Source organism: Micromonospora sp. CNZ286 (assembly GCF_014207755.1).
Map to the genome: position 1 here is coordinate 6,705,186 of NZ_JACHIZ010000001.1, position 20,981 is coordinate 6,726,166.

General features: G+C 70.6%; 19 protein-coding genes. 10 read left to right on the plus strand and 9 right to left on the minus strand.

Features of this window, described 5'->3' with window-relative positions; all coding sequences use genetic code 11:
• Both gyrA and gyrB read right to left on the minus strand, forming a co-directional pair.
• Positions 1 to 2,520, minus strand: coding sequence for a DNA gyrase subunit A (gyrA, locus tag FHX31_RS30230; protein WP_013473314.1), 2,520 nt, complete (start codon positions 2,518 to 2,520; stop codon positions 1 to 3).
• 130 nt (positions 2,521 to 2,650) lie between these two features.
• The gene (gene gyrB / locus FHX31_RS30235; RefSeq protein ID WP_013283219.1) at positions 2,651 to 4,597 is read right to left on the minus strand and encodes a DNA topoisomerase (ATP-hydrolyzing) subunit B; all 1,947 of its coding nucleotides are present in this window, start codon (positions 4,595 to 4,597) and stop codon (positions 2,651 to 2,653) included.
• Between the two features lie 547 nt (positions 4,598 to 5,144).
• On the opposite strand from gyrB, the gene FHX31_RS30240 reads away from it, so the two are divergent.
• On the plus strand, positions 5,145 to 5,699 hold the full coding sequence (locus FHX31_RS30240; RefSeq protein WP_013283218.1) for a hypothetical protein: 555 nt from the start codon (positions 5,145 to 5,147) through the stop codon (positions 5,697 to 5,699).
• On the opposite strand, the gene FHX31_RS30245 is transcribed toward FHX31_RS30240, so the two are convergent.
• Positions 5,684 to 6,172 carry a MarR family winged helix-turn-helix transcriptional regulator gene (locus FHX31_RS30245; protein WP_013283217.1) on the minus strand — a complete coding sequence of 163 codons (489 nt, stop codon included), beginning with the start codon at positions 6,170 to 6,172 and terminating at the stop codon, positions 5,684 to 5,686. The genes FHX31_RS30240 and FHX31_RS30245 overlap by 16 nt on opposite strands.
• 81 nt (positions 6,173 to 6,253) lie before the next feature.
• On the opposite strand from FHX31_RS30245, the gene FHX31_RS30250 reads away from it, so the two are divergent.
• The gene (locus FHX31_RS30250; RefSeq protein ID WP_013283216.1) at positions 6,254 to 6,493 is read left to right on the plus strand and encodes a hypothetical protein; all 240 of its coding nucleotides are present in this window, start codon (positions 6,254 to 6,256) and stop codon (positions 6,491 to 6,493) included.
• Here FHX31_RS30250 and FHX31_RS30255 read toward each other — a convergent pair.
• The 6 genes from FHX31_RS30255 to dnaA form a co-directional block, all read right to left on the minus strand.
• Positions 6,484 to 7,089 carry a DciA family protein gene (locus tag FHX31_RS30255; RefSeq protein ID WP_013283215.1) on the minus strand — a complete coding sequence of 202 codons (606 nt, stop codon included), beginning with the start codon at positions 7,087 to 7,089 and terminating at the stop codon, positions 6,484 to 6,486. The two genes, FHX31_RS30250 and FHX31_RS30255, sit on opposite strands and share 10 nt — an antisense overlap.
• On the minus strand, positions 7,079 to 8,212 hold the full coding sequence (gene recF, locus FHX31_RS30260) for a DNA replication/repair protein RecF (protein ID WP_030269563.1): 1,134 nt from the start codon (positions 8,210 to 8,212) through the stop codon (positions 7,079 to 7,081). The genes FHX31_RS30255 and recF overlap by 11 nt, the downstream gene beginning before the upstream one ends.
• A 16-nt stretch (positions 8,213 to 8,228) precedes the next feature.
• Positions 8,229 to 9,101: a phosphogluconate dehydrogenase (NAD(+)-dependent, decarboxylating) gene (gene gnd / locus FHX31_RS30265; RefSeq protein WP_013283213.1), complete on the minus strand. Its 873-nt coding sequence runs from the start codon at positions 9,099 to 9,101 to the stop codon at positions 8,229 to 8,231.
• Between the two features lie 40 nt (positions 9,102 to 9,141).
• Positions 9,142 to 10,275 (minus strand): DNA polymerase III subunit beta, encoded by a 1,134-nt coding sequence (dnaN, locus tag FHX31_RS30270; RefSeq protein WP_013283212.1) that lies wholly within the window; start codon positions 10,273 to 10,275, stop codon positions 9,142 to 9,144.
• 212 nt (positions 10,276 to 10,487) lie between these two features.
• Positions 10,488 to 10,760: a hypothetical protein gene (locus FHX31_RS30275; protein ID WP_141722578.1), complete on the minus strand. Its 273-nt coding sequence runs from the start codon at positions 10,758 to 10,760 to the stop codon at positions 10,488 to 10,490.
• Positions 10,761 to 11,330: 570 nt separating this feature from the next.
• Entirely contained in the window at positions 11,331 to 13,163 is a 1,833-nt protein-coding gene (gene dnaA / locus FHX31_RS30280; RefSeq protein WP_091330517.1) for a chromosomal replication initiator protein DnaA, read from the minus strand.
• Between the two features lie 576 nt (positions 13,164 to 13,739).
• On the opposite strand from dnaA, the gene rpmH reads away from it, so the two are divergent.
• The 8 genes from rpmH (at position 13,740) to FHX31_RS30320 (ending at position 20,155) form a co-directional block, all read left to right on the plus strand.
• A complete protein-coding gene (gene rpmH, locus FHX31_RS30285; RefSeq protein WP_013289388.1) occupies positions 13,740 to 13,877 on the plus strand; it encodes a 50S ribosomal protein L34 in 138 nt (45 codons plus the stop codon).
• A gap of 34 nt (positions 13,878 to 13,911) precedes the next feature.
• A complete protein-coding gene (gene rnpA, locus FHX31_RS30290) occupies positions 13,912 to 14,325 on the plus strand; it encodes a ribonuclease P protein component (RefSeq protein WP_030269559.1) in 414 nt (137 codons plus the stop codon).
• Between the two features lie 41 nt (positions 14,326 to 14,366).
• Entirely contained in the window at positions 14,367 to 14,606 is a 240-nt protein-coding gene (yidD, locus tag FHX31_RS30295) for a membrane protein insertion efficiency factor YidD (protein WP_013477538.1), read from the plus strand.
• Positions 14,607 to 15,608, plus strand: coding sequence for a membrane protein insertase YidC (gene yidC / locus FHX31_RS30300; protein WP_013289386.1), 1,002 nt, complete (start codon positions 14,607 to 14,609; stop codon positions 15,606 to 15,608).
• A 210-nt stretch (positions 15,609 to 15,818) separates the two neighbouring features.
• A complete protein-coding gene (locus FHX31_RS30305) occupies positions 15,819 to 16,409 on the plus strand; it encodes a Jag family protein (protein ID WP_013289385.1) in 591 nt (196 codons plus the stop codon).
• A 341-nt stretch (positions 16,410 to 16,750) separates the two neighbouring features.
• Positions 16,751 to 17,503: a 16S rRNA (guanine(527)-N(7))-methyltransferase RsmG gene (rsmG, locus tag FHX31_RS30310; protein WP_402881879.1), complete on the plus strand. Its 753-nt coding sequence runs from the start codon at positions 16,751 to 16,753 to the stop codon at positions 17,501 to 17,503.
• A 246-nt stretch (positions 17,504 to 17,749) separates the two neighbouring features.
• Positions 17,750 to 19,087, plus strand: coding sequence for a ParA family protein (locus FHX31_RS32920; RefSeq protein ID WP_402881872.1), 1,338 nt, complete (start codon positions 17,750 to 17,752; stop codon positions 19,085 to 19,087).
• Positions 19,088 to 19,114: 27 nt separating this feature from the next.
• Complete coding sequence (locus FHX31_RS30320; protein ID WP_013477534.1) at positions 19,115 to 20,155, plus strand: ParB/RepB/Spo0J family partition protein; 1,041 nt, start codon at positions 19,115 to 19,117, stop codon at positions 20,153 to 20,155.
• The last annotated feature ends 826 nt before the right edge of the window (positions 20,156 to 20,981 follow it).

Consider the following 20,981-nt stretch of genomic DNA (forward strand, 5'->3'; position numbering starts at 1 on the left):
CTAGTCCTGTTCGTCAGGCTCGTCGGCATTGCGAGCAATCGCCACGATAGTCACGCCGTCCGGGAGGTCCATCAGCTTGACCCCCATTGTGTTCCGGTCACGCGTACGGCGTACAGGCTTCACCGGAGTCCGGATGACGCCGCCGTTGCTCGTGATGGCGAACAGCTCGTCCTCCGGATCGATCACGACCGCGCCGACCAGGCCACCGCGTCGCTCGGTGATCTTCGCGGTCAGCACGCCCTTACCTCCCCGGCCCTGGACCGGGTATTCCTCGATCGGGGTACGTTTCGCGTAACCCCCGTTCGTCGCGACCAGAACGTCCAGACCCTCTCGCACCACCTCGACGGCGAGCAACTCGTCCTCGCCGCTGAAGCGCATGCCGATCACACCGGAGGTGGCCCGGCCCATCGGACGCAGCGCCTCGTCGGTGGCGTTGAAGCGGATCGCCTGGGCGTTCTTCGACACGAGCAGCAGGTCGTCCTCCGGAGCGACCAGTACCGCACCGACCAGCTCGTCCTCATCGCGCAGGTTGATCGCGATGATGCCGCCGGAACGGTTGGAGTCGAACTCCTCGAGCCGCGTCTTCTTCACCAGGCCGTTCTTCGTGGCCAGTACCAGGTAGGGGGCCACCTGGTAGTTCGGGATTTCAATGATCTGCGCGATCTGCTCGTCGGGCTGGAACGCGAGCAGGTTGGCCACGTGCTGGCCCTTGGCCACCCTACTGGCCTCGGGAAGCTCGTACGCCTTCGCCCGGTAGACCCGACCCTTGTTCGTGAAGAACAGGATCCAGTCGTGGGTAGAGCATACGAAGAAGTGGCTGACGATGTCGTCCTGGCGGAGCGTCGCCCCGCTGACGCCCTTCCCGCCACGCCGCTGCGACCGGTAGAGATCGACCTTGGTCCGCTTCGCGTACCCGGTGCGGGTGATCGTCACCACCACGTCCTCGCGGGCGATGAGGTCCTCCATCGAGACCTCGCCGTCGAACGGGACGATCTTCGTACGCCGGTCGTCGCCCCACTTCGCGACGATCTCGCCCAGCTCCTCCGAGACGATCCGCCGCTGCCGCTCCGGCTTGGCCAGGATGTCCTTCAGGTCGGCGATCTCCACTTCGAGCTTCGCCAGGTCGTCCAGGATCCGCTGCCGCTCCAGGGCGGCCAGCCGGCGCAGCTGCATGTCCAGGATCGCGGTCGCCTGGACCTCGTCGATGTCCAGCAGCCGGATCAGACCCTGCCGTGCGTCCTCCACAGTGGGCGAGCGCCGGATCAGGGCGATCACCTCGTCCAGCGCGTCCAGCGCCTTGGACAGACCGCGCAGGATGTGCGCCCGCTCCTCGGCCTTGCGCAGCCGGAACGCGGTCCGCCGCCGGATCACCTCGATCTGGTGCTCGACGTAGTAGCGGATGAACTGGGCCAGGTTCAGCGTGCGCGGCACGCCGTCGACGAGCGCCAGCATGTTGGCGCCGAAAGTCTCCTGGAGCTGGGTGTGCTTGTAGAGGTTGTTCAGCACCACCTTGGCGACCGCGTCGCGCTTGAGCACGAGCACGATCCGCATGCCGGTACGCCCGGAGGACTCGTCGCGGATGTCGGCGATGCCGGCGAGCTTGCCCTCCTTGATCAGCTCGGCGATGCGCTCGGCGAGGTTGTCCGGGTTGACCTGGTACGGCAGCTCGCTGACCACGAGCGCCGGCCGGCCCCGCTTGTCCTCCTCGACCTCGACCACGGCGCGCATGCGGATCGAGCCGCGCCCGGTCCGGTACGCGTCCTGGATGCCCGCCTGACCGACGATCAGGCCGTGGGTCGGGAAGTCCGGGCCCTTGACGATCTCCAGGAGAGCTTCCAGCGTGGTGGCCTCGTCGGCCTCCGGGTGCTCCAGGCACCACTGCACGGCCGCGCCGATCTCGCGCAGGTTGTGCGGCGGGATCTTGGTGGCCATGCCGACCGCGATGCCCTCGGAGCCGTTGATCAGCAGGTTCGGGATACGCGACGGCAGGATGGTGGGCTCCTTGGCCCGGCCGTCGTAGTTGTCCTGGAGGTCGACGGTATCCTCGTCGATGTCCCGCAGCATCTCCATCGCCAGCGGGTCGAGCTTGCATTCCGTGTAGCGCATGGCGGCAGCCGGATCGTTTCCGGGCGAGCCGAAGTTGCCGTTGCCGTCGACCAGCGGGTAGCGCAGCGACCACGGCTGCGCCATCCGGACCAGCGCGTCGTAGATGGCCGAGTCGCCGTGCGGGTGGAACTGGCCCATCACGTCGCCGACGACGCGGGAGCACTTCACGTACCCGCGGTCCGGCCGGTAGCCGGAGTCGAACATGGCGTAGAGGATCTTGCGGTGGACCGGCTTGAGCCCGTCCCGGACGTCCGGCAGGGCCCGCCCGACGATGACGCTCATCGCGTAGTCGAGGTACGAGCGCTGCATCTCGACCTCGAGGCCGACCGGCTCGATCCGGTCGTGCTGGACGACCGCCGCCAGTGGTTCCGGGGTCTCCGGCTCGTTCGGGGTGGACTCGGGAGTATCGGTCACTGTTAACCCTTATCAGACTCAGAGTCGTGGTCTCGCTGTGGATAACGGCTGTGGAAAGCGGCCAGACTGTGGATAACTCTGTGGATCGCCGGGCCGGCCGGTGGATCGCCGGCCGACCCGGGCGCGTCCGTCAGATGTCCAGGAACCGCACGTCCTTGGCGTTGCGCTGGATGAACGACCGGCGAGCCTCGACGTCCTCACCCATCAGGACGCTGAACAGCTCGTCCGCGGTGGCGGCGTCGTCGAGCGTGACCTGGCGCAGCGTACGCGTGGCCGGGTTCATCGTGGTCTCCCACAGCTCGGGGTAGTTCATCTCGCCGAGACCCTTGAACCGCTGGATGTCGTCCGGGCGGGCGTTGGGCTTCTTCTGCTGGCGCAGTGCGATCAGCCCGTCGCGTTCCCGGTCCGAGTACGCGTACTGGGCGTCGTCGCCCTTCTTGTTCCACTTGATCTTGTAGAGCGGCGGGGCGGCCAGGTAGACGTGCCCCAGCTCGACCAGCGGCCGCATGAACCGGAACAGCAGCGTGAGCAGCAGCGTCTGGATGTGCTGGCCGTCGACGTCGGCGTCGGCCATCAGCACGATCTTGTGGTAGCGCAGCTTCTCGATGTCGAAGTCGTCGTGGATGCCGGTGCCGAGCGCGGTGATCAGCGCCTGCACCTCGTTGTTCTTCAGCACCCGGTCGATCCGGGCCTTCTCCACGTTGAGGATCTTGCCGCGGATCGGCAGGATCGCCTGCGTACGGGGGTCGCGGCCCTGCTTGGCCGAACCGCCGGCCGAGTCGCCCTCGACGATGAAGACCTCGGACTCGCGCGGGTCGGTGGACTGGCAGTCGGCCAGCTTGCCGGGCATCGAGCCGGACTCCAGCAGCGACTTGCGCCGGGCGAGCTTGCGCGCCTGCTGGGCGGCGATCCGGGCCCGGGCCGCCTGGGAGGCCTTCTGGATGATGATCTTCGCCTCGGCCGGGTTGCGGTCGAACCAGTCGACGAGCGACTCGTTGCAGACCCGCTGCACGAAGCCCTTGACCGGGGTGTTGCCCAGCTTGGTCTTGGTCTGACCCTCGAACTGCGGATCGGTGAGCTTGACCGAGATGATCGCGGCCAGGCCCTCGCGGATGTCCTCACCGGAGAGGCGCTCGTCGCCCTTGAGCAGCTTCTTCTCGGCGCCGTAGCGGTTGACGACGCTCGTCAGCGCGGCCCGGAAGCCCTCCTCGTGGGTGCCGCCCTCGTGGGTGTTGATGTTGTTGGCGAAGGTGTAGACCGACTCGCCGTACGACTCGTTCCACTGCATGGCGATCTCGACCGACATGCCCGTCTCCTCGGCGCCGAACTCGACCACCGTCTTGTGGATCGGGCTCTTGGAGGCGTTGAGGTGCCGGACGAAGTCGGCGATGCCGCCCTCGTAGTGGAAGGTGACCTCGCGGGTCTTGCCGTCCTCGTCCTCCGGCACCCGCTCGTCGAGCAGGTGGATGGTGAGACCCCGGGTGAGGAAGGCCATCTCCTGGAGGCGCCGGTAGATCGTGTGGAAGTCGAAGTCGACGGTCTCGAAGACGTCCGGGTCGGGCCAGAAGGAGACAGCCGAACCGGTGCGGTCGGTCGCCTCGCCCTTCTCCAGCGGCGTCGGCTTGGAGTGGTGGTACTGCTGACGCCAGACGAAGCCGTCCTTGTGGATCTCCACGGCCATCCTGGTGGACAGCGCGTTCACCACGGAGACGCCGACGCCGTGCAGGCCGCCGGAGACGGCGTACGCCTTGCCGTCGAACTTGCCGCCCGCGTGCAGCACGGTCAGGGCGACCTCGACACCCGGCTTCTTCAGCTTGGGGTGCAGGTCGACCGGGAAGCCACGGCCGTTGTCGGTCACCCGGACACCGCCGTCGGCCAGCAGCACCACGTCGATGGTGTCGCAGTGCCCGGCCAGCGCCTCGTCCACCGCGTTGTCGACGACCTCCCACACCAGGTGGTGCAGACCGCGCTCGCCGGTGGACCCGATGTACATACCGGGCCGCTTCCGGACCGCTTCCAGGCCTTCGAGAACGGTGATGGACTCGGCACCGTACTTCTTGTTGTCCTCCGCTGCCACGCTCGGCCACTTTCTCGCACCGGCCGCGCGTGGGCGCGGGGCGCGGGTTCGGCGGACAGGACGCGACGTCGGCGCGCATGGACCGCCCCTGGGATCGCCAGGCTCGGATCATGTACGCCGGGCGCCGCGGTTGCCCGCGGATCGCGATCGGCTCGGACCCGATGCGGGACTATGATCGAGGGCTCATGCGGGCCCCTGTCCGTCGCTCCGTCTCGGGTCTTTCGTCTCGCCCTCAATCTTACTGTGCGGAGCCGACCAAACCGCCACTCGGCACCCTCTCCGAGGCGGCTGAGAATGCCGTAGCCGGACGAACCGCGTCGCCCACGACTCCCCCTACACGCCATTGGGGCGGTACCGCGCCACCGGCCACCGTGAGCCACGACGGTCATCCGACCGGTGATCGGCGGCTGCCCCGACCGGGGGTCGCGGCCGGGCCCGGCGTGCCGTAGCTTTTGCGGCGCCGCCGTTGCGGTCTTGATCTTTTGCGCCCGGAACCGGGACGATCGTCGGAGATGGTCCGAAAACGCTTGGTGAGAGGTGACGCCAGATGGGGCTGGACAACGTCGCGGTGCACTGGCCGCGGACCGGCCGCTTCTACGATCCGGTCGCGCCGGCTGAGTTCGTGGACTTCGGCGAGATCGTGGACATGCCCCGGATCTCCGCGCCGACCGCGGCGCTCGCCGAGCTGATCGCGAAGACCGGCACGGTACGCGCGACCGCGTACACGGAATTGGTCGATTTGATCCTCGGGCTGGAGAATGTGCTCTACGCCACGGAGAACGCGGTCGAGGACGAGGACCCGGTGATCGACCCGGACGGCTGCTCCTGGATCGCCGAGGGCGTGGAGAAGTTCGTCGCCCGGCACCGGCCGTACGGCGAGCCGGTCACGTTCGAGTCGGTGAGCGAGGTGCTGCGCGCGCTGCTCGGCGACGGGCGGCTGGCCGAGCAGCAGCTCCGCTGGCTCGACAGCCGGCTCGACCGGCTGCGGGACGAGAGCGGCGATCCGCCGCAGTGGAACTTCACCTGCGCCGAGCTGAGCGTGCTGGCGGCCTTCTACCGGCGCTGCGCGGAGCGGGGCTTCGCGGTCTACGCCGACGCCTGACCGGGCGCCGCAGCGCCGGAAGAAGACGTGGCCTGGTTGGCGGCCGCGATCACCTCGGTCAGCGCCGTGTGCAGGTGCCGCAGGTCGGCCAGCGGCAGGCCGAGGCGCTGCACGATGGCCGGCGGGATCCGCTCGGCCTGCGCCCGTAGCGCCTGCCCCTCGGCGGTGAGCGAGACGGCCAGGCTGCGCTCGTCGGCGGCGTCGCGTTCCCGCCGGATGTAGCCGGCCGCCTCCAGCCGCTTGAGCAGCGGTGACAGCGTGCCCGGATCGAGCTGGAGCAGCCGGCTCAGATCCCGGCCGGACAGCGGCGCGTGCTGCCAGAGCGCCAGCATGACCAGGTATTGCGGGTGGGTGAGCCCCATCGGCTCCAGCAGCGGCCGGTAGACAGCGACGACGCTCCGGGCGGCGACTGAGAGCGCGAAGCAGACCTGCTGCTCCAGCGCCAGGGGGTCCTCCTCGATGCCGTCGGTCACCCGCGTCCTCCTCGTCGTCGTTGCGATCGTAGCAATGATTGGTGTACCAATGGTTTGCACACAAACAGAGAGGGCGGCGGGATGAGCGACGACGAGCAGGTGGGCGACGCCTCCGGCAAGGGTGGCCGTCTGCTGGGCTGGGTGTTCCGCAACCTCGCCGGCCCGTCCCAGGTGCAGGGCGCGGTGCAGGGCGGCTCGAAGCTGGCCCGCGACGCGTGGAAGGAAGACCTGGAGCGCCGCAAGCAGTGGAGCCGCGAGCAGCGCGAACTCAAGCGCGCCCGGCGGGAGGCGCGGCGTTCGGGCGGTGTCGGTCAGCCGTAGGTGTCGCGGGGGCCGCGCCCACGTACCCGTCGGGGGCCGCGCGACCACGACGGCGCCGCCGGCCCGTGGATGTGCAGCTTGCGCACCACGTTGTGGCCGACCTCCCGGGCGATCTGCTGCAACAGCGAGCCCGCCAGCAGGCGCAGCTGGGTCGCCCAGGCCGTCGAACGCGCCTCCACGGTCAGCTCGCCGTCCTCCAGCTTGACCGGGCGACTGTGCTGCGCAACCTCCGGGCCGACCACCTTCTCCCACGCGCCGAACACGGTCGCCTCGGCGGCCGGCTGCTGCCAGCCGCGCGCCTTCATCAGCTTGTCCAGCACCGCGCCGAGCGGCTGCGGGTCGCGCGGGTCCGGCCCCGGGCCGGAGTAGCCGCGCAGCCGCTTCTCGCCGTCGCCGCGGACCGCGCCGCGCCGTCGCGGGGCCGCCGCCTGCCGCCGGGCCTTCGCCGCGTCGAGCACCGCCCGCGCCAGTTCCGGCCCGGCCGTGCCCTCCGGCAGCTTCGCGGCCGGCTCGCCGTCCGCGGGCTTCCCCGGGGTACGCGCGTCGCGTCCCGGCCCGAGCCGCGCGGGCGGGAGCTGCACCTCGTCATCCGGCACGTCGCACCGTCCCCTCGCCCACCGCGTACCGGGTGCCGCGCAGCGTCGCCGGCACGTCGTCGTCCACCGCGCAGGTGACCAGGAGCTGGCTCGCGCCGCCGACCAGCTCGGCCAGCCGCTCCCGCCGGCCGGTGTCCAGCTCGGCGAAGACGTCGTCGAGCACCAGCACCGGCTCGATCCCGTCGGCGCGCAGCAGGTCGTAACCGGCCAGCCGCAACGCCAGCGCGTACGACCAGGACTCGCCGTGGCTCGCGTACCCCTTCGCGGGCAGCGGGCCGAGCGTCAGCGCCAGGTCGTCGCGGTGCGGGCCGACGAGCGTGGTGCCGCGCTCGATCTCTGCGGCGCGGTTCGCGGTGAGCGCGGCGGCGAGCGCCTCCGCCAGCGCCGCGCGGTCGGCGCCGGGTTCGGGCAGCTCGACCGAGGGCCGGTACGCGATGCCCGCCGCGCCGCGGCCGGCCGCCACCGCGTCGTACGCCTTCGCCACGTGCGGGGTCAGCGCGGCCACCAGCTCCAGGCGGCCGGCGAGCAGGTCCGCGCCGTGCTGCGCCAGATGCGCGTCCCACACGGCCAGCGTCGACAGGTCACCGCCGCGTGTGCCGCCGGTCTTCCGAGCGAGGTACGACGTACGCAGCAGCGCGTTGCGTTGCTTGACCACACGCTCGTAGTCGGCACGGACACCGGCATAGCGGGGCTGGCGGGTGACCAGCAGGTCGTCCAGGTAGCGGCGGCGTTCAGCCGGGTCGCCGCGGACCAGTTCCAGGTCCTCCGGCGCGAACAGCACCAGGCGCAGCGCGCCGAGCACGTCCCGGGCGCGGCGGGCCGGGGACCGGCCGAGGCGGGCCCGGTTGGCCTTGCCCGGGACGATCTCCAGCTCGACCAGCAGCTCCCGGCCCTCGTGCACCACGGCGCAACGGATCACCGCCGAGGCGGCGCCCATCCGCACCAGCGGGGCGTCGGTGGCGACCCGGTGCGAATCCAGGGTCGCCACGTAACCCAGCGCCTCGACCAGGTTGGTCTTGCCGACGCCGTTGGCGCCGACGAGCACGTTCGGCCCCGGCTCCAGGTCGACGCCGACGCGCTCGTACGAGCGGAAGTCGACCAGTTCGAGCCGGCGGACGTACACAGCCTGTGGATACCGGTCAGCGCTTGTGGACGGCGTGGCCGCCGAACTGCTGGCGCAGCGCGGCGACGGCCTTCATCGCGGGCGAGTCGTCCTGCCGGGAGGCGAACCGGGCGAAGAGCGACGCGGTGATGACGTTGAGCGGTACGGCGAGCCGGACCGCCTCGTCCACGGTCCAGCGGCCCTCGCCGGTGTCCTCGGTGTAGCCGCTCAGCTCGGCCAGCTCCGGGTCCTCGTCGAGTGCCCGGTCCAGCAGGTCGAGCAGCCAGGACCGGACCACGGTGCCCTCGCGCCACGACTTGAACACGCCGGGAACGTTCGTCACCAGCTCCGAGGCCGCAAGCAGCTCGTAGCCCTCGGCGTAGGCGTGCATCAGGCCGTACTCGATGCCGTTGTGCACCATCTTGGCGTAGTGGCCGGCGCCGACCGGGCCGGCGTGCACGAAGCCGAACTCGCCCTCGGGCTTGAGCGACTCGAAGATCGGCATGAGGCGCTCGACGTGCTCCTGCGCGCCGCCGACCATCAGCGCGTACCCGTTCTGCCGGCCCCAGACGCCGCCGGAGACGCCGACGTCGATGTAGCCGATGCCCTGCTCGTTCAGCCGCTCGGCGCGCGGGGCGTCGTCGCTGAACCGGGAGTTGCCGCCGTCGATGATGATGTCGCCCTCGCCGAGCACACCGGCGAGCTCGTCGATGGTGGCGTCGGTGACGCCGGCGGGAACCATGACCCACACCGCGCGGGGCGACTGGAGCTTCTCGGCAAGCTCGGCCAGGCTCGCGGCGTCGCTGATCTCCGGGTTGTGGTCGTAGCCGACCACCTCGTGCCCGGCGGCGCGCAACCGCTCCCGCATGTTGCCGCCCATGCGGCCGAGTCCTACCAGGCCGAGCTGCATCTGCTCCTACCTCCGTACGTCAGGGTCGTGCTGCCTGCGATCAGCGGGACACGCGGATCGGCATGATGAGGTACCGGTACCCCGGGATGACCTCGCCATCCTCGCCGGCCGGGGAGATGACCGCGGGCTTGAACGCGTCGACGAACCGGAGCAGGGCGTGCTGCGCGCCCAGGTTGGCCAGGCCGTCGATGAGGTACTGCGGGTTGAACCCGATGGTCAGCGGCTCGCCGCTGAAGGTGGCCTCCATGGCCTCGCTGGCCCGGGCCTCCTCGGTGCCGCCCGCCTCGACCACGAGACCGTCGGCGCTGAAGCTGAGCAGCACCGGGGTGGTGCGCTCGGCGACCAGCGCGACGCGCTTGACCACCTCGATGAGCGCGGCGACGGCGACGCGGGCCTCGGCGTTGTGGTCGGCCGGGAACAGCGAGCGCACCGGCGGGTAGTTGGCGCCGTCGAGCAGGCGGCTGGTGGTCCGGCGGGTGCCACCGGAGAAACCGATCATGCCCTCACCGGCGCCGCCGGAGGACAGCGCCATGGTGACGTGGCCACCGAGCGGGCCGAGCGCCTTCGCGGTGTCGTGCAGCGTACGGGCCGGCACCAGCGCGTTGAGGCTGATCTCCGGGTCGTCCGGGTTCCACTCCATCTCGCGCAGCGCGAGGCGGTAGCGGTCGGTCGCCAGCATGGCCATCGTGCTGCCGCTCAGCTCGATCCGTACGCCGGTCATCATCGGCAGCGTCTCGTCGCGGCCCGCGGCCACCGCCACCTGGGCCACGGCGGAGGCGAAGGCGGCGGCGTCGACGGTGCCCGCGCTCTCCGGCATCTCCGGCAGCGTCGGGTAGTCCTCCACCGGCATGGTGGGCAGCGTGAACCGGGCGCTTCCGCAGACCAGTTCGAGGTGGGCGCCGACGGCGGCGATGTCCACCGGCTTGGCCGGCAGGGCCTTGGTGATCTCGGCGAGCAGGCGGCCGGAGACCAGGGCGGCGCCGTCCGCGTCACCCTGCACCTCGACCGTCACCTGGCTGGAGACCTCGTAGTCGAAGCCGGAGACCTGCAGGTTGCCGTCGGTGACGCGGAGCATCACCCCGGCCAGCACCGGTACGGAGGGTCGGTTGGGCAGGCTCTTGGCGGTCCACGCGACCGCCTCGGCGAGCGCGTCGCGCTCCACTCGGAACTTCATCAATGCCTCCGCGTCGACGTCAGCGACAACTCTCTCATGCCGACCGCTGCCACCCGTCCCGCCCGACCGTGCGGGTACCCATCGCACCTTAAGGCGCTGGGACATCGGCTGTGCGCCCGACCCCGTGGATCCAGGTGCCCCGGGCGACTGCCGACGGCAGTGCTCCGGCCCGATCCACAGGAAGTCCAACGGTGATGATTGGTTTTTGTTGTTTAGAAGAGATAACTCATCGTCTTCATCGCACCTGTGCAAACTGTGGAGAACCGGCGTCCGCGCAGGTCAGACACGTTATCCACCGGTGGTTTGGCTGTGGAGAACCAGGGGTAAAACTCGTGTCCCGGTCCACAGCCCTCGCCGGCCGCCGGGTTTTCCACGGCTGTCCACCGGTTGTCCACCGGTAATCCACCGGTTTTCTCCCCAGCGCTGTGGACAACGCCGACAGGGTCGAGAGCCGTCATCCCCAGAACCTTCAACAGCTCGCCCACAGGCAGACCGTCGTCTGGGGATGACGACTGTGTTGTCCCCAGGCATCCACAGCGTCGTCCCCAGGAGTTGTCCACAGTCTGTGGGTAACCGGCCGGGTGCAAAGCGTGGTTGTCCACTGCCTGTGACACAGGGGCTGTGGACAACGGGTACGAGCTGTGGACGAGCACACGACAGATCCTGGGCCCTCCACCGGGTCGAGGGTCAACCGATCCCCGCTGTCGGCTACTTGCCACCCGCCCGAGCCCGCCGCGTCGGCGCCGAATTGGTCACGAGGTCACCCCACCCCTCCCGCGATTCCGCCCGCCCCGCCCAGCCCTGCTCGGGTTGATCATGAAGTTGGCGGCATCTGGCGTCCGGTTTGTCGCCGCTAACCTCATGATCGACGCGAACGGTCGGCCGGTGAGGGCGGGGACCGTGGCTGCGTTCAGGTCACGCGTGAGGTGTGACGCTCAGCTCTGGCGAGATCTTGGTAGGAGACGGCCCCTATGAGGGCGCCAAGCTTCCAAGATCTGCGGGGACGTCCGCGGCGGGAGCGGTGAAGGAAAGAGGCAGCGCGAGGAGAGAGACGGTCAGGTGTTCTGCTTGATGCGGTTCGTCAGCTCGGCGATCTGGTTGTAGAGCGAGCGCCGCTCCGCCATCTGCTGGCGGATCTTGCGGTCCGCGTGCATCACCGTCGTGTGGTCCCGGCCGCCGAACGCCTGCCCGATTCGGGGCAGCGACAGGTCGGTCAGCTCGCGGCACAGGTACATGGCCACCTGACGCGCGTTCACCAGCACCCGGGAGCGGGAGTGGCCGCGCAGGTCCTCCAGGCTCACGCCGAAGTAGTCGGCCGTGGACACCATGATCTGGTCCGCGGTGATCTCCGGGCCGGCGCCGTCCGGGATGAAGTCCCGCAGCACCTCCTCGGCCAGCGACAGCTCGACCGAGGATCGGGTGAGGCTGGCGAAGGCGGTGACCCGGATCAGCGCCCCCTCCAGTTCGCGGATCGAGTTCGACACCCGGGACGCGATGAACTCCAGCACGTCCGGCGGGGCGAACAGCCGCTCCTGCGCCGCCTTCTTCTGCAGGATCGCGATCCGCGTCTCCAGGTCCGGCGGCTGGATGTCGGCGAGCAGACCCCACTCGAACCGCGTACGCAGCCGGTCCTCCAGCGTCGCCAGCTGCTTCGGCGAGCGGTCGGACGTGATCACGATCTGCTTGTTGGCGTTGTGCAGGGTGTTGAAGGTGTGGAAGAACTCCTCCTGCGTCCGCTCCCGGTTCTCCAGGAACTGGATGTCGTCGATCAGGAGGATGTCCACGTCCCGGTAGCGGCGCTGGAACGCGCTCGTCTTGTCGTCGCGCAGCGAGTTGATGAAGTCGTTCGTGAACTCCTCGGTCGAGACGTACCGGACCGAGCGCGCGTTGCCGAGCGTCGTGGCGTAGTGCCCGATGGCGTGCAGCAGGTGGGTCTTGCCCAGCCCGGAGCTGCCGTAGATGAACAGAGGGTTGTACGCCTTCGCCGGCGACTCGGCCACCGCCACGCTCGCGGCGTGCGCGAACCGGTTGGACGAGCCGATGACGAACGTCTCGAACATGTACTTCGGGTTGAGCCGGTTGCCGCCGCTCTCCGTACCGCCGGGGAGCCTGCGATCGGCCTGGCCGCCGCCGCCCGGACGGTGGTGGTCGGCGCCACCCCGGCCGGGGCCGTTGTCGGTGGCGCCGTCGCGCGGCAGGCCGCGCATCGGCGCGGGGTCGGCGGGCGGACTCTCCCGGTATCGGGGCTCGTATCCGCCGGCGTCGGGCACGGGCGGCTCGATGCGGGTGCGCTCGTCGAAGGCGCGGCGCTCGGGCGCGGTGCGTACCGGCTCGGCGAACGCGGCGCTGAAGAGCGTGTCCTGCGCGTCCCGGCCGGCCGGAATGAGGTGCGGGCGGCCGCCGCCGTCGGCGGTCCGCTGGCGCGGCGCCGGCTCGTCGAGCGGCTGCTCCGGGCGCGGTTCGGCGTACCCGGCCTCGGCGTATCCGGGTTCCGGGCGCGGCGACGGGAAGGCGGACGCGGGCGGGCCGGGCTGGTCGAAGCCGGGCAGCGGGGCGGCGGCGTCGTGCTCGGGCAGCGGCTCCGGGCCGCTGCGGTAGACAGTGCCGGCCGGGCGGGCGCCCGGGTCGTCGGAGACCCGCACGGTGACGGCCACCTGGATCGGCCGGCCGAGCCGGCGGCTCAACGCCTCGGTGATGGCCGGGCGGAGCCGGGACTCGATCACGTCCCGGGTGAAGGCGTCCGGCACCGAGAGCAGCGCCGTGTCCTCGACGATCGCGCGCAGCCGGGTGAGCCGGAGGTACGCCCGTTGCTGCGCGGAGATGATCTCGTCGGCGAGTTCGTCGGTGGTCGCCGTCCACACCGCGGCAAGGTCGGTCGCTCCGGTCACCGTCGTGCCACCCCCTCGCCTGCTCCTTCTCACGCCCGCCCGGACGGCTGACCGGTCGTCATCCACAAGTTATCCACAGCCTGTGTACCGACCGATTGTGGCCGCCCACCGGACGCGGGTCGGACCTGCCCCCCTCGATCCAGGGAGGCGTTGAAGCGGGTTCACCGTGCCGAACGATTCAACAGCGTGTCCGGTCTTGCCGATCGGCGACAAACCCCGGACCCCCGACGCCGACCGCAATCGCGCACGCTAACAGCGCGGACCCCACAGCATCAACCGGCGACACCCTGACGACCTTGGCAACATCAGTGAAAACCGCCCCTTCGGTCGCGCTTGCGCGCAGGTCGGACGCCCGAGTGTGACGTTTGACGGTCATTGCGCCCCTGCGTAGGCTGGAGCGGCTGCTCTCTCGCCCTCTGCTAGGGTGATTGATGCTTGCTGTCCGTGGCTGTCACCCCGCATCGCCGGGGAGCGTGTCGCGGCAGCGCCGATCGGAGGTCACCGACAGGTGATCTGGACCAGCACACGACCCCGGGCGATCCGCCGCGCGGGGCGTACGACAACGGAGAGCCTGACGTGAGCAAGCGCACCTACCAGCCGAACAACCGCCGGCGCGCGAAGACCCACGGCTTCCGGCTGCGCATGCGCACCCGTGCCGGCCGCGCCATCATCTCGACCCGTCGCTCCAAGGGCCGCGCCCGCCTGTCGGCCTGACGCCGACAGGTCCGGTCCGGGGACGTGGGCAGTCGTGCTGGCCGCCGCGCAACGACTGCGGCGCAGTAACGACTTCGCCGCAGCGGTTCGCGGTGGCCGACGCGTCGGCCGTGGCGCCGTCGTGGTCCACCTGACCCTCCCCGAGCCGATCGGCACCACCGCGACACTCTCGCCGGAGCCGGCGCGAAGCCTCGGTGCGGAGACCTCCGCACCGAGCCGCGCCGGCTTCGTCGTGTCCAAGGCCGTCGGCGGCGCTGTGGTCCGCAACAAGGTCCGCCGACGGCTCCGGCATCTGGTCCGCGAGCGGCTGGGCGAGCTGCCCGCCGGCACCACCCTCGTGGTACGCGCGCTGCCTGCGGCCGCCGACGCGACGTACGCCCGGCTCGGGGCCGACCTGGACGCCGCCATCGCCGCCGCACGGGCCCCCCGGGGACGGCGGTCGCGGTGACCGGCCCGACGACGACTCCGTCGCCCACAACCGGTGCCCGCATGCTGCTGGCACCCATCATCGCGTACCGTCGGTGGATAAGTCCGGCACTGCCGGCCCGCTGCCGGTTCTACCCGTCGTGCAGTGCCTACGCCGTCGAGGCGGTGTCCCGGCACGGTGCGCTGCGGGGAGCCTGGCTGACGGTCCGTCGGCTGTCGCGCTGCCACCCCTTCCACCCTGGTGGACACGACCCGGTTCCGGAGCCGGGCGACCGCCGCCGTTCCGACGTGACTGGAGCCTGAGTGTTTAGTCTCGACTGGATCTACTACGCGATCTCGTGGATCCTGCTGACCTGGCACTCGGCCTGGGACGCCATCGGAGTTCCGGTCGGGGCCGTGATCGGTACGAACTGGGCCTGGATCCTCGCCATCGTCTTCCTGGTGGTGACGGTCCGGGTGATCCTGTTCCCGGTCTTCGTCAAGCAGATCAAGTCGCAGCGTGCCATGCAGGCGCTCCAGCCGAAGGTCAAGGAGCTCCAGGAGAAGCACAAGGGTGACCGGGAGACGCTCCAGAAGGAGATGATGGAGCTCTATCGGAAGGAAAAGGCCAACCCGCTCATGGGCTGCCTTCCGATGTTCCTCCAGATCCCGGTCTTCCTGGGCCTGTTCCACACGCTGCGCCGCCTCAGCCCCGACAACCAGGGCAAGACCCTGTACGGCTGGACCGTCGACCAGTTCAACAGCGCCTCCAACGCGACGCTGTTCACCGCGCCGATCTCCGGCAAGTTCGGCTCCACCGCTGACGAGCTGAGCCGGCTCGGAGCGAGCACCGGCACGGTCAAGGTGGTCGCCGGCATCCTGGTGATCATCATGATCGCCACCACCTACCTGACCAGCCGTCAGATGATCCTCAAGACCGGGTGGGCCGAGGACCCGCAGCAGCGCATGGTGCAGCGGCTGATGCTCTACGGCATCCCGCTGTCGCTGCTGATCTCGGGTGCGATCTTCCCGATCGGTGTGATCATCTACTGGGTCACCAACAACCTCTTCACGCTCGGCCAGCAGCAGTGGGTGCTGCGGAAGTTCCCGCCGCCGCCGACCGCGAAGAGCACCAGCGCCGCCAAGAGCACCTCCGGCAAGGGCCCCGTGCAGCCGGCCAAGGCCGGTGGCCTGTTCGGCCGCAAGGCGGCCCAGCCGCCGGCGAAGGCTCCGGCCGTCGCGCCGAAGGTGGCCGGCCCGAAGCCTGGCGCCAAGCCGGTCAACCCGAAGAAGGGTGGCAGCAAGCCCGCCAAGCGACAGGGCTGAGCCCACAGGGCCACCGTCGCGACGTCGGCGGTGGCCCGTTCCGGCCGCGTGCTGCCATCCGAGGAGTCGGCGCCGGGCCGGAATCGCCGCGCGGAGCGCGGACACGGGCGAAACTGGCCCGTACAGACGTGCCCGAGGGCACCCGGCGAACCTCCCGCCGGCCCCGGGAGACCAGCGGACCCCCGACGGTCCGGCCGAGCGAGTACGGAGATGAGACCCGTGACCGAGACCAGCATCCCCAGCGCCGACCAGTCCCTGGACGAGGAGACCCCCGTTACCGCCGCCACCGAGACCGAGGACGCCGCTGGCGAGGCCCGGGAGAAGAAGGCCCCGGCCGACAGCGACCTGTTCCGGCAGAGCGAGATCGCCGCCGACTACGTCGAGGGACTGCTGGACATCCTCGACTACGACGGCGACATCGACGAGCTGGTCTCCGGCGGCCGCCCCGTCGTCGAGGTCGTCGGCGGCCGGCTCCAGAACCTGGTCGGCCAGCGCGGCGCGACCCTGGAGGCGCTCCAGGAGCTGACCCGGCTGGCCGTGTTCCGTCAGACCGGCACCCCGAGCCGGCTGCTGCTCGACGTCGGCGGCTACCGGGCCGCCCGGCGCAAGGAACTGGCCGCCGTGGCGAAGAACGCGGTCGAGAAGGTCAAGGAGCACGGCGAGCCGGTGCGCCTGGAGCCGATGTCCGCGTTCGAGCGCAAGTGCGTGCACGACGTGGTGAACGCGATGAGCGGGGTGGAGAGCGAGTCCGAGGGCGTCGAGCCCAACCGCCGCATCGTCGTCCGGCCGGTGGCGGACTGAGGTCTGTGATCTCCGACGAGACGACGGCAGGAGCCGTGACCGGCCCGGGCGGTACGCCGCCCGGGCCGTCGGCTGTGCGCCCCGACAACACAGTCGACCCGGTCTTCTCCGATGACGACGGGCCGGCCGACCCGGCGTACCCGGGAAGGGCCGTGACCGACCCCGGCGAGCCCGCCTTCTCCGGCGAGCCGGCGGTGGTGACCGGGATCGAGCCCGCCGACCCGGCGGTGGACGTGACACCCGCCTTCTCCGGCGAGCAGGCGGCGGACGTGACGCCGGCCGACCCGGCCGCGGTGGCCGACCCGGTCTTCGCGGAGCCGTCGGCGGATGCACCGTCCCTCGTGGACGGTGACGACGTCCCCGACCCGGCGACGGCGACGCTGCCGCCCGAGCTGGCGGAGGCCGCCCGCGCGTTGTTCGGTGACCGGCTCGACCTGGCCGCCGCGTACGCCGAACTACTCGCCACCGACGGCGTGGTCCGCGGCCTGATCGGCCCCCGCGAGACGCCGCGCCTCTGGGAGCGGCACCTGCTCAACTGTGCGGTGGTGGCGGAGCGGATCCCGGAGGGCGCCAGCGTGATCGACGTCGGCTCCGGTGCCGGGCTGCCCGGTCTGGTGCTGGCGATCGCGCGTCCCGACCTCACCGTGACGCTCGTCGAGCCGCTGGCCCGGCGGACCGCCTTCCTGATCGAGGCGGTACAGCGTCTCGGCCTGACCCGGGACGTCCGTGTGTTCCGTGGGCGGGCCGAGGAGGCGGCGGCCGGCTCGCGTGACCGGGAGCCGCTGAGCGCCGACATCGTGACCGCCCGCGCGGTGGCGCCGCTGGACCGGCTCGCCTCCTGGTGCCTGCCGCTCGTGGCCCCCGGCGGACGGCTGGTCGCGCTCAAGGGCGCCTCGGCGGCCGACGAGATCACCGAGCACACCGAGGCCGTGATCCGCCTCGGCGGCGCGACCCCGGAACTGCACCGCTGCGGCGAAGGGGTGATCGACCCCCCGGCGACTGTGGTCGAGGTGGTGCGGGAGCGCGTGGTCAACCCGCGCCGTCCGAAGAAGCCGAAGCGGTCGCGTGGCGGTCGCCGCCGCGGCGACCGCTGAGCCGGTACGCCATTCCGCACGCCCGATCCGGTCGTTGGACCGGTGGGCGTGACGCGATCGATCGCAACCCGACATGGACCCACCGCGCCCGTCGGCCGTAGGCTGACCGACGCGTCGATAGTGTGGAACGGCGGTGCCGGGCGGCACCCGAACCCGATGGTTCCCGCCGAACCGGCGGCGCCGTGCGAGGCGCGGACGCGATTCGACGGGTGCGGACCGACCATCCGGAGCGGGTAGGGATGACAGGTGCATGACGACGGCAGGTACGACGATCCACGGTTGACCGGACCAGGAGGCGAGCCCTCCGCCGACCCCGTTTCACGTGAAACCAACTACCAGGAGTGGACGGTGAACGAGTCCGGCGAACCGTCCTCCCCGTACCCGGCTCAGCCGTCCAAACGACGGGAGCCGTCGGCCGGCGGGCCCGTGCGGCCCGTGTCGTCCGTGCCGGCGAACGTACCGCCGTCCCGCGACCCGCTCGACCCGGCCGACGGTCCGGTGAACGCACCGACTCCTCGCCCGCCCGCGGTGCGGGCGAACGCCGCGGTACCCACCCGCTACGAACCCCAGCCGCCCGTCTCGGCCGTGCCGTTCCAGGCCGTCCCCGAGGTCACGGTGGCGCCGTCCGACACGCCACAAGCGGACGGGTACGGGGACGAGGTAGACGCCAGCACGTACGTTTCACGTGAAACCCCGACGCGCGAAGAGGATGATCCACCGTTGGCTATGGAGGCGATGCGCGCCGTGCAGATCCTGAATCCCAGTGGCGAGGTCACCATGCCGCGCCCCGACCGGACCCGGGTGATGTGCGTCGCCAACCAGAAGGGCGGCGTGGGTAAGACGACCACCACCGTGAACCTCGCAGTGGCGCTCGCGCTGCACGGCAACCGGGTGCTCGTGGTCGACCTTGATCCCCAGGGCAACGCCTCCACCGGTCTTAACGTGCCGCACCACACGGGCGTGCCCGACGTGTACGACTGTCTGATCGACAGTGTGCCGCTGGAGGAGGTGGCCCAGGCGGTCGAGGGCATCCCGAACCTGTGGTGCGTACCGGCCACGATCGACCTGGCCGGCGCCGAGATCGAGCTGGTCTCCGTGGTGGCCCGGGAGTCGCGCCTGGCGCGGGCCATCGCCGCGTACCCCGGCCACTTCGACTACGTCTTCATAGACTGTCCGCCGTCGCTCGGCCTGCTCACGGTTAACGCGCTCGTGGCCGCGCAAGAGGTGCTGATCCCGATCCAGTGCGAGTACTACGCGCTGGAGGGCCTCAACCAGCTGATCAACAACATCAACCTGGTTCGTCAGCACCTCAACCCGAAGCTCGAGGTCTCCACGATCCTGCTCACCATGTACGACAGGCGTACCCGGCTGGCCGACGCGGTGGAGCAGGACGTCCGGAACCACTTCGGCGACAAGGTGCTCCAGGCCGTCATCCCCCGCAACGTGCGCGTCTCCGAGGCACCGAGCTACGGCCAGTCGGTGATGACCTACGATCCCGGTTCGCGGGGGGCCACGAGTTACTTCGAGGCCGCCCAGGAGATCGCGGAGCGAGGCGTCAAGGAGCCGGTGAGCCGGAATGCGTAGTGCGGAGATGTCGCTGGGAGGCGTCGCATGAAGAACCGTCCCCGCGGCGGACTGGGCCGAGGGCTCGGCGCCCTCATCCCCACCGGACCGGTACCGGGCGCCGAACCGGCTGCCACCGAACCGGAATCGTCGGCCACTGCCGCGTCGCCGTCGACTCCGGTCGCCGGCGCGACCGCCGCCATCACCGGCGGCGTCGGGGGTACCCCGCCTCCGGCCGTCGAGCCCGAGCCCCAGCTGAGCCCGGTGCCCGGCGCCCGCTTCGCGGAGATCCCGGTCGACGCGATCGTGCCGAACCCGAAGCAGCCCCGGCACGTCTTCGACGAGGAGGCGCTGGAGGAACTGAAGACCTCGATCCAGGAGGTCGGCTTCCTCCAGCCGATCGTGGTCCGCCAGCTCGACCCCGAGAAGTTCGAACTCGTGATGGGTGAGCGGCGCTGGCGTGCCGCCCAGGCGGTCGGCCGGGAGACCATCCCCGCCATCGTCCGGGACACCAAGGACGACGCGATGCTCCGGGACGCGCTCCTGGAGAACATCCACCGCGCCAACCTCAACCCGCTCGAAGAGGCGGCGGCGTACCAGCAACTCCTTGAGGAGTTCGGTGCCACGCACGAGGAACTGGCCCGGCGGATCGGCCGCAGCCGCCCGCAGATCTCCAACACCATCAGGCTGATGAACCTGCCACCCGCCGTGCAGCGCCGGGTCGCCGCCGGTGTCCTCTCCGCCGGCCACGCCCGGGCACTGCTCAGCCTGGACAACGCCGAGGCGCAGGAGGCACTCGCCGAGCGGATCGTTCGCGAGGGCATCACGGTCCGCGGCGCCGAGGAACTGGTGCACCTGGCGCTCGCCGAGGAGCCGGCGAAGTCGGCCGCCGCCAAGCGCCGGCCGAAGCCGCATGCCCCGGCGCTCACCGATCTCGCAGACCGGCTCTCGGACCGGTTCGACACCCGGGTGAAGGTCGACATCGGCCGCAGCAAGGGCAAGATCACGATCGAGTTCGCCACCGTCGACGACCTGGAGCGGATCGTCGGCATCATCGGCGTGGGCGAGGACGGGCAGCCCGAGGCGTAGCCCTTTTCTCCGGTGTCGATCCGGCCGCATCCCGACGAGGGGATGCGGCCGGATCTGTGTCCGGGTCGGTTCGGTGCCGTTCGTCGGGCATGGCGGTTCGTTGGGTCACGGCTACTCGGTCGACGGGGACCGGCCCCTCCGAAGCCGATGCCGTCTCCGACGAGGGGCCGGGCCGCCTGGTGCCGGTGGTGCTCACCGATGCCCTAGCGTCCTTCCGCGCTGATGCGGTCGAAGCGGGAGCATCCTGGGTCGCATCGGCTGTTGGGCTGTCGTGCCTCGCCCGTCGTTTCACGTGAAACGGGGGCAGGCGACTGGGTGGTGGCGGTGAATCTGCTATCCGCGTTACTGATCGGCGGCAGGCCGCGCGCCCGAGCGCTGAAGGGCTGAGTACGCGAGGGCCGAGTGCGCAAAGGTTCCGAAAGAGCCGCCGTTCGGCGTTGACGAGTCGGTCCGCGCCCACTCCGCTGGTCTGGCAGAAGGGCTGGCGGTGACGGCTCAGACGGAATCCGTTGCTTGGTGATTCGCTCGTTCCGCGTGACGCACTCGTCTAGCCGCCAGCTGGTGCCGCCCACCGATCGCACGCACGCGAACCGGTTCTCCGCCGGAAAGCCATTCGAGCCGCCGGGCTGCCGGGCCGTCGGGCCGTCGGGCCGTCGGGCCGTCGGGCTGCCGAGCCGCCCTGCGCGGGCCAGCGTGCCGGCGTGCCCCGGGCTGGCGTGCCGACTGTCCCGGGCGGCAAGCCCTGAGCTAGGGCAAGGGCGATCGGAGGATGACCATGCTGACGGGTCAGAGGGTTGAGCACGCCCGGCCGTGACGACCGCGCAAG

What these genes read in the sequence shown, in the direction of transcription:
- FHX31_RS30240 (WP_013283218.1), top strand. Translation starts at nt 5,145, where the DNA reads ATGGGGCTGGACAACGTCGCGGTGCACTGGCCGCGGACCGGCCGCTTC.
- FHX31_RS30250 (WP_013283216.1), top strand. Translation starts at nt 6,254, where the DNA reads ATGAGCGACGACGAGCAGGTGGGCGACGCCTCCGGCAAGGGTGGCCGT.
- gnd (WP_013283213.1), bottom strand. Translation starts at nt 9,101, where the DNA reads ATGCAGCTCGGCCTGGTAGGACTCGGCCGCATGGGCGGCAACATGCGG.
- dnaN (WP_013283212.1), bottom strand. Translation starts at nt 10,275, where the DNA reads ATGAAGTTCCGAGTGGAGCGCGACGCGCTCGCCGAGGCGGTCGCGTGG.
- yidD (WP_013477538.1), top strand. Translation starts at nt 14,367, where the DNA reads ATGCTGCTGGCACCCATCATCGCGTACCGTCGGTGGATAAGTCCGGCA.
- FHX31_RS30305 (WP_013289385.1), top strand. Translation starts at nt 15,819, where the DNA reads ATGAGACCCGTGACCGAGACCAGCATCCCCAGCGCCGACCAGTCCCTG.
- FHX31_RS30320 (WP_013477534.1), top strand. Translation starts at nt 19,115, where the DNA reads ATGAAGAACCGTCCCCGCGGCGGACTGGGCCGAGGGCTCGGCGCCCTC.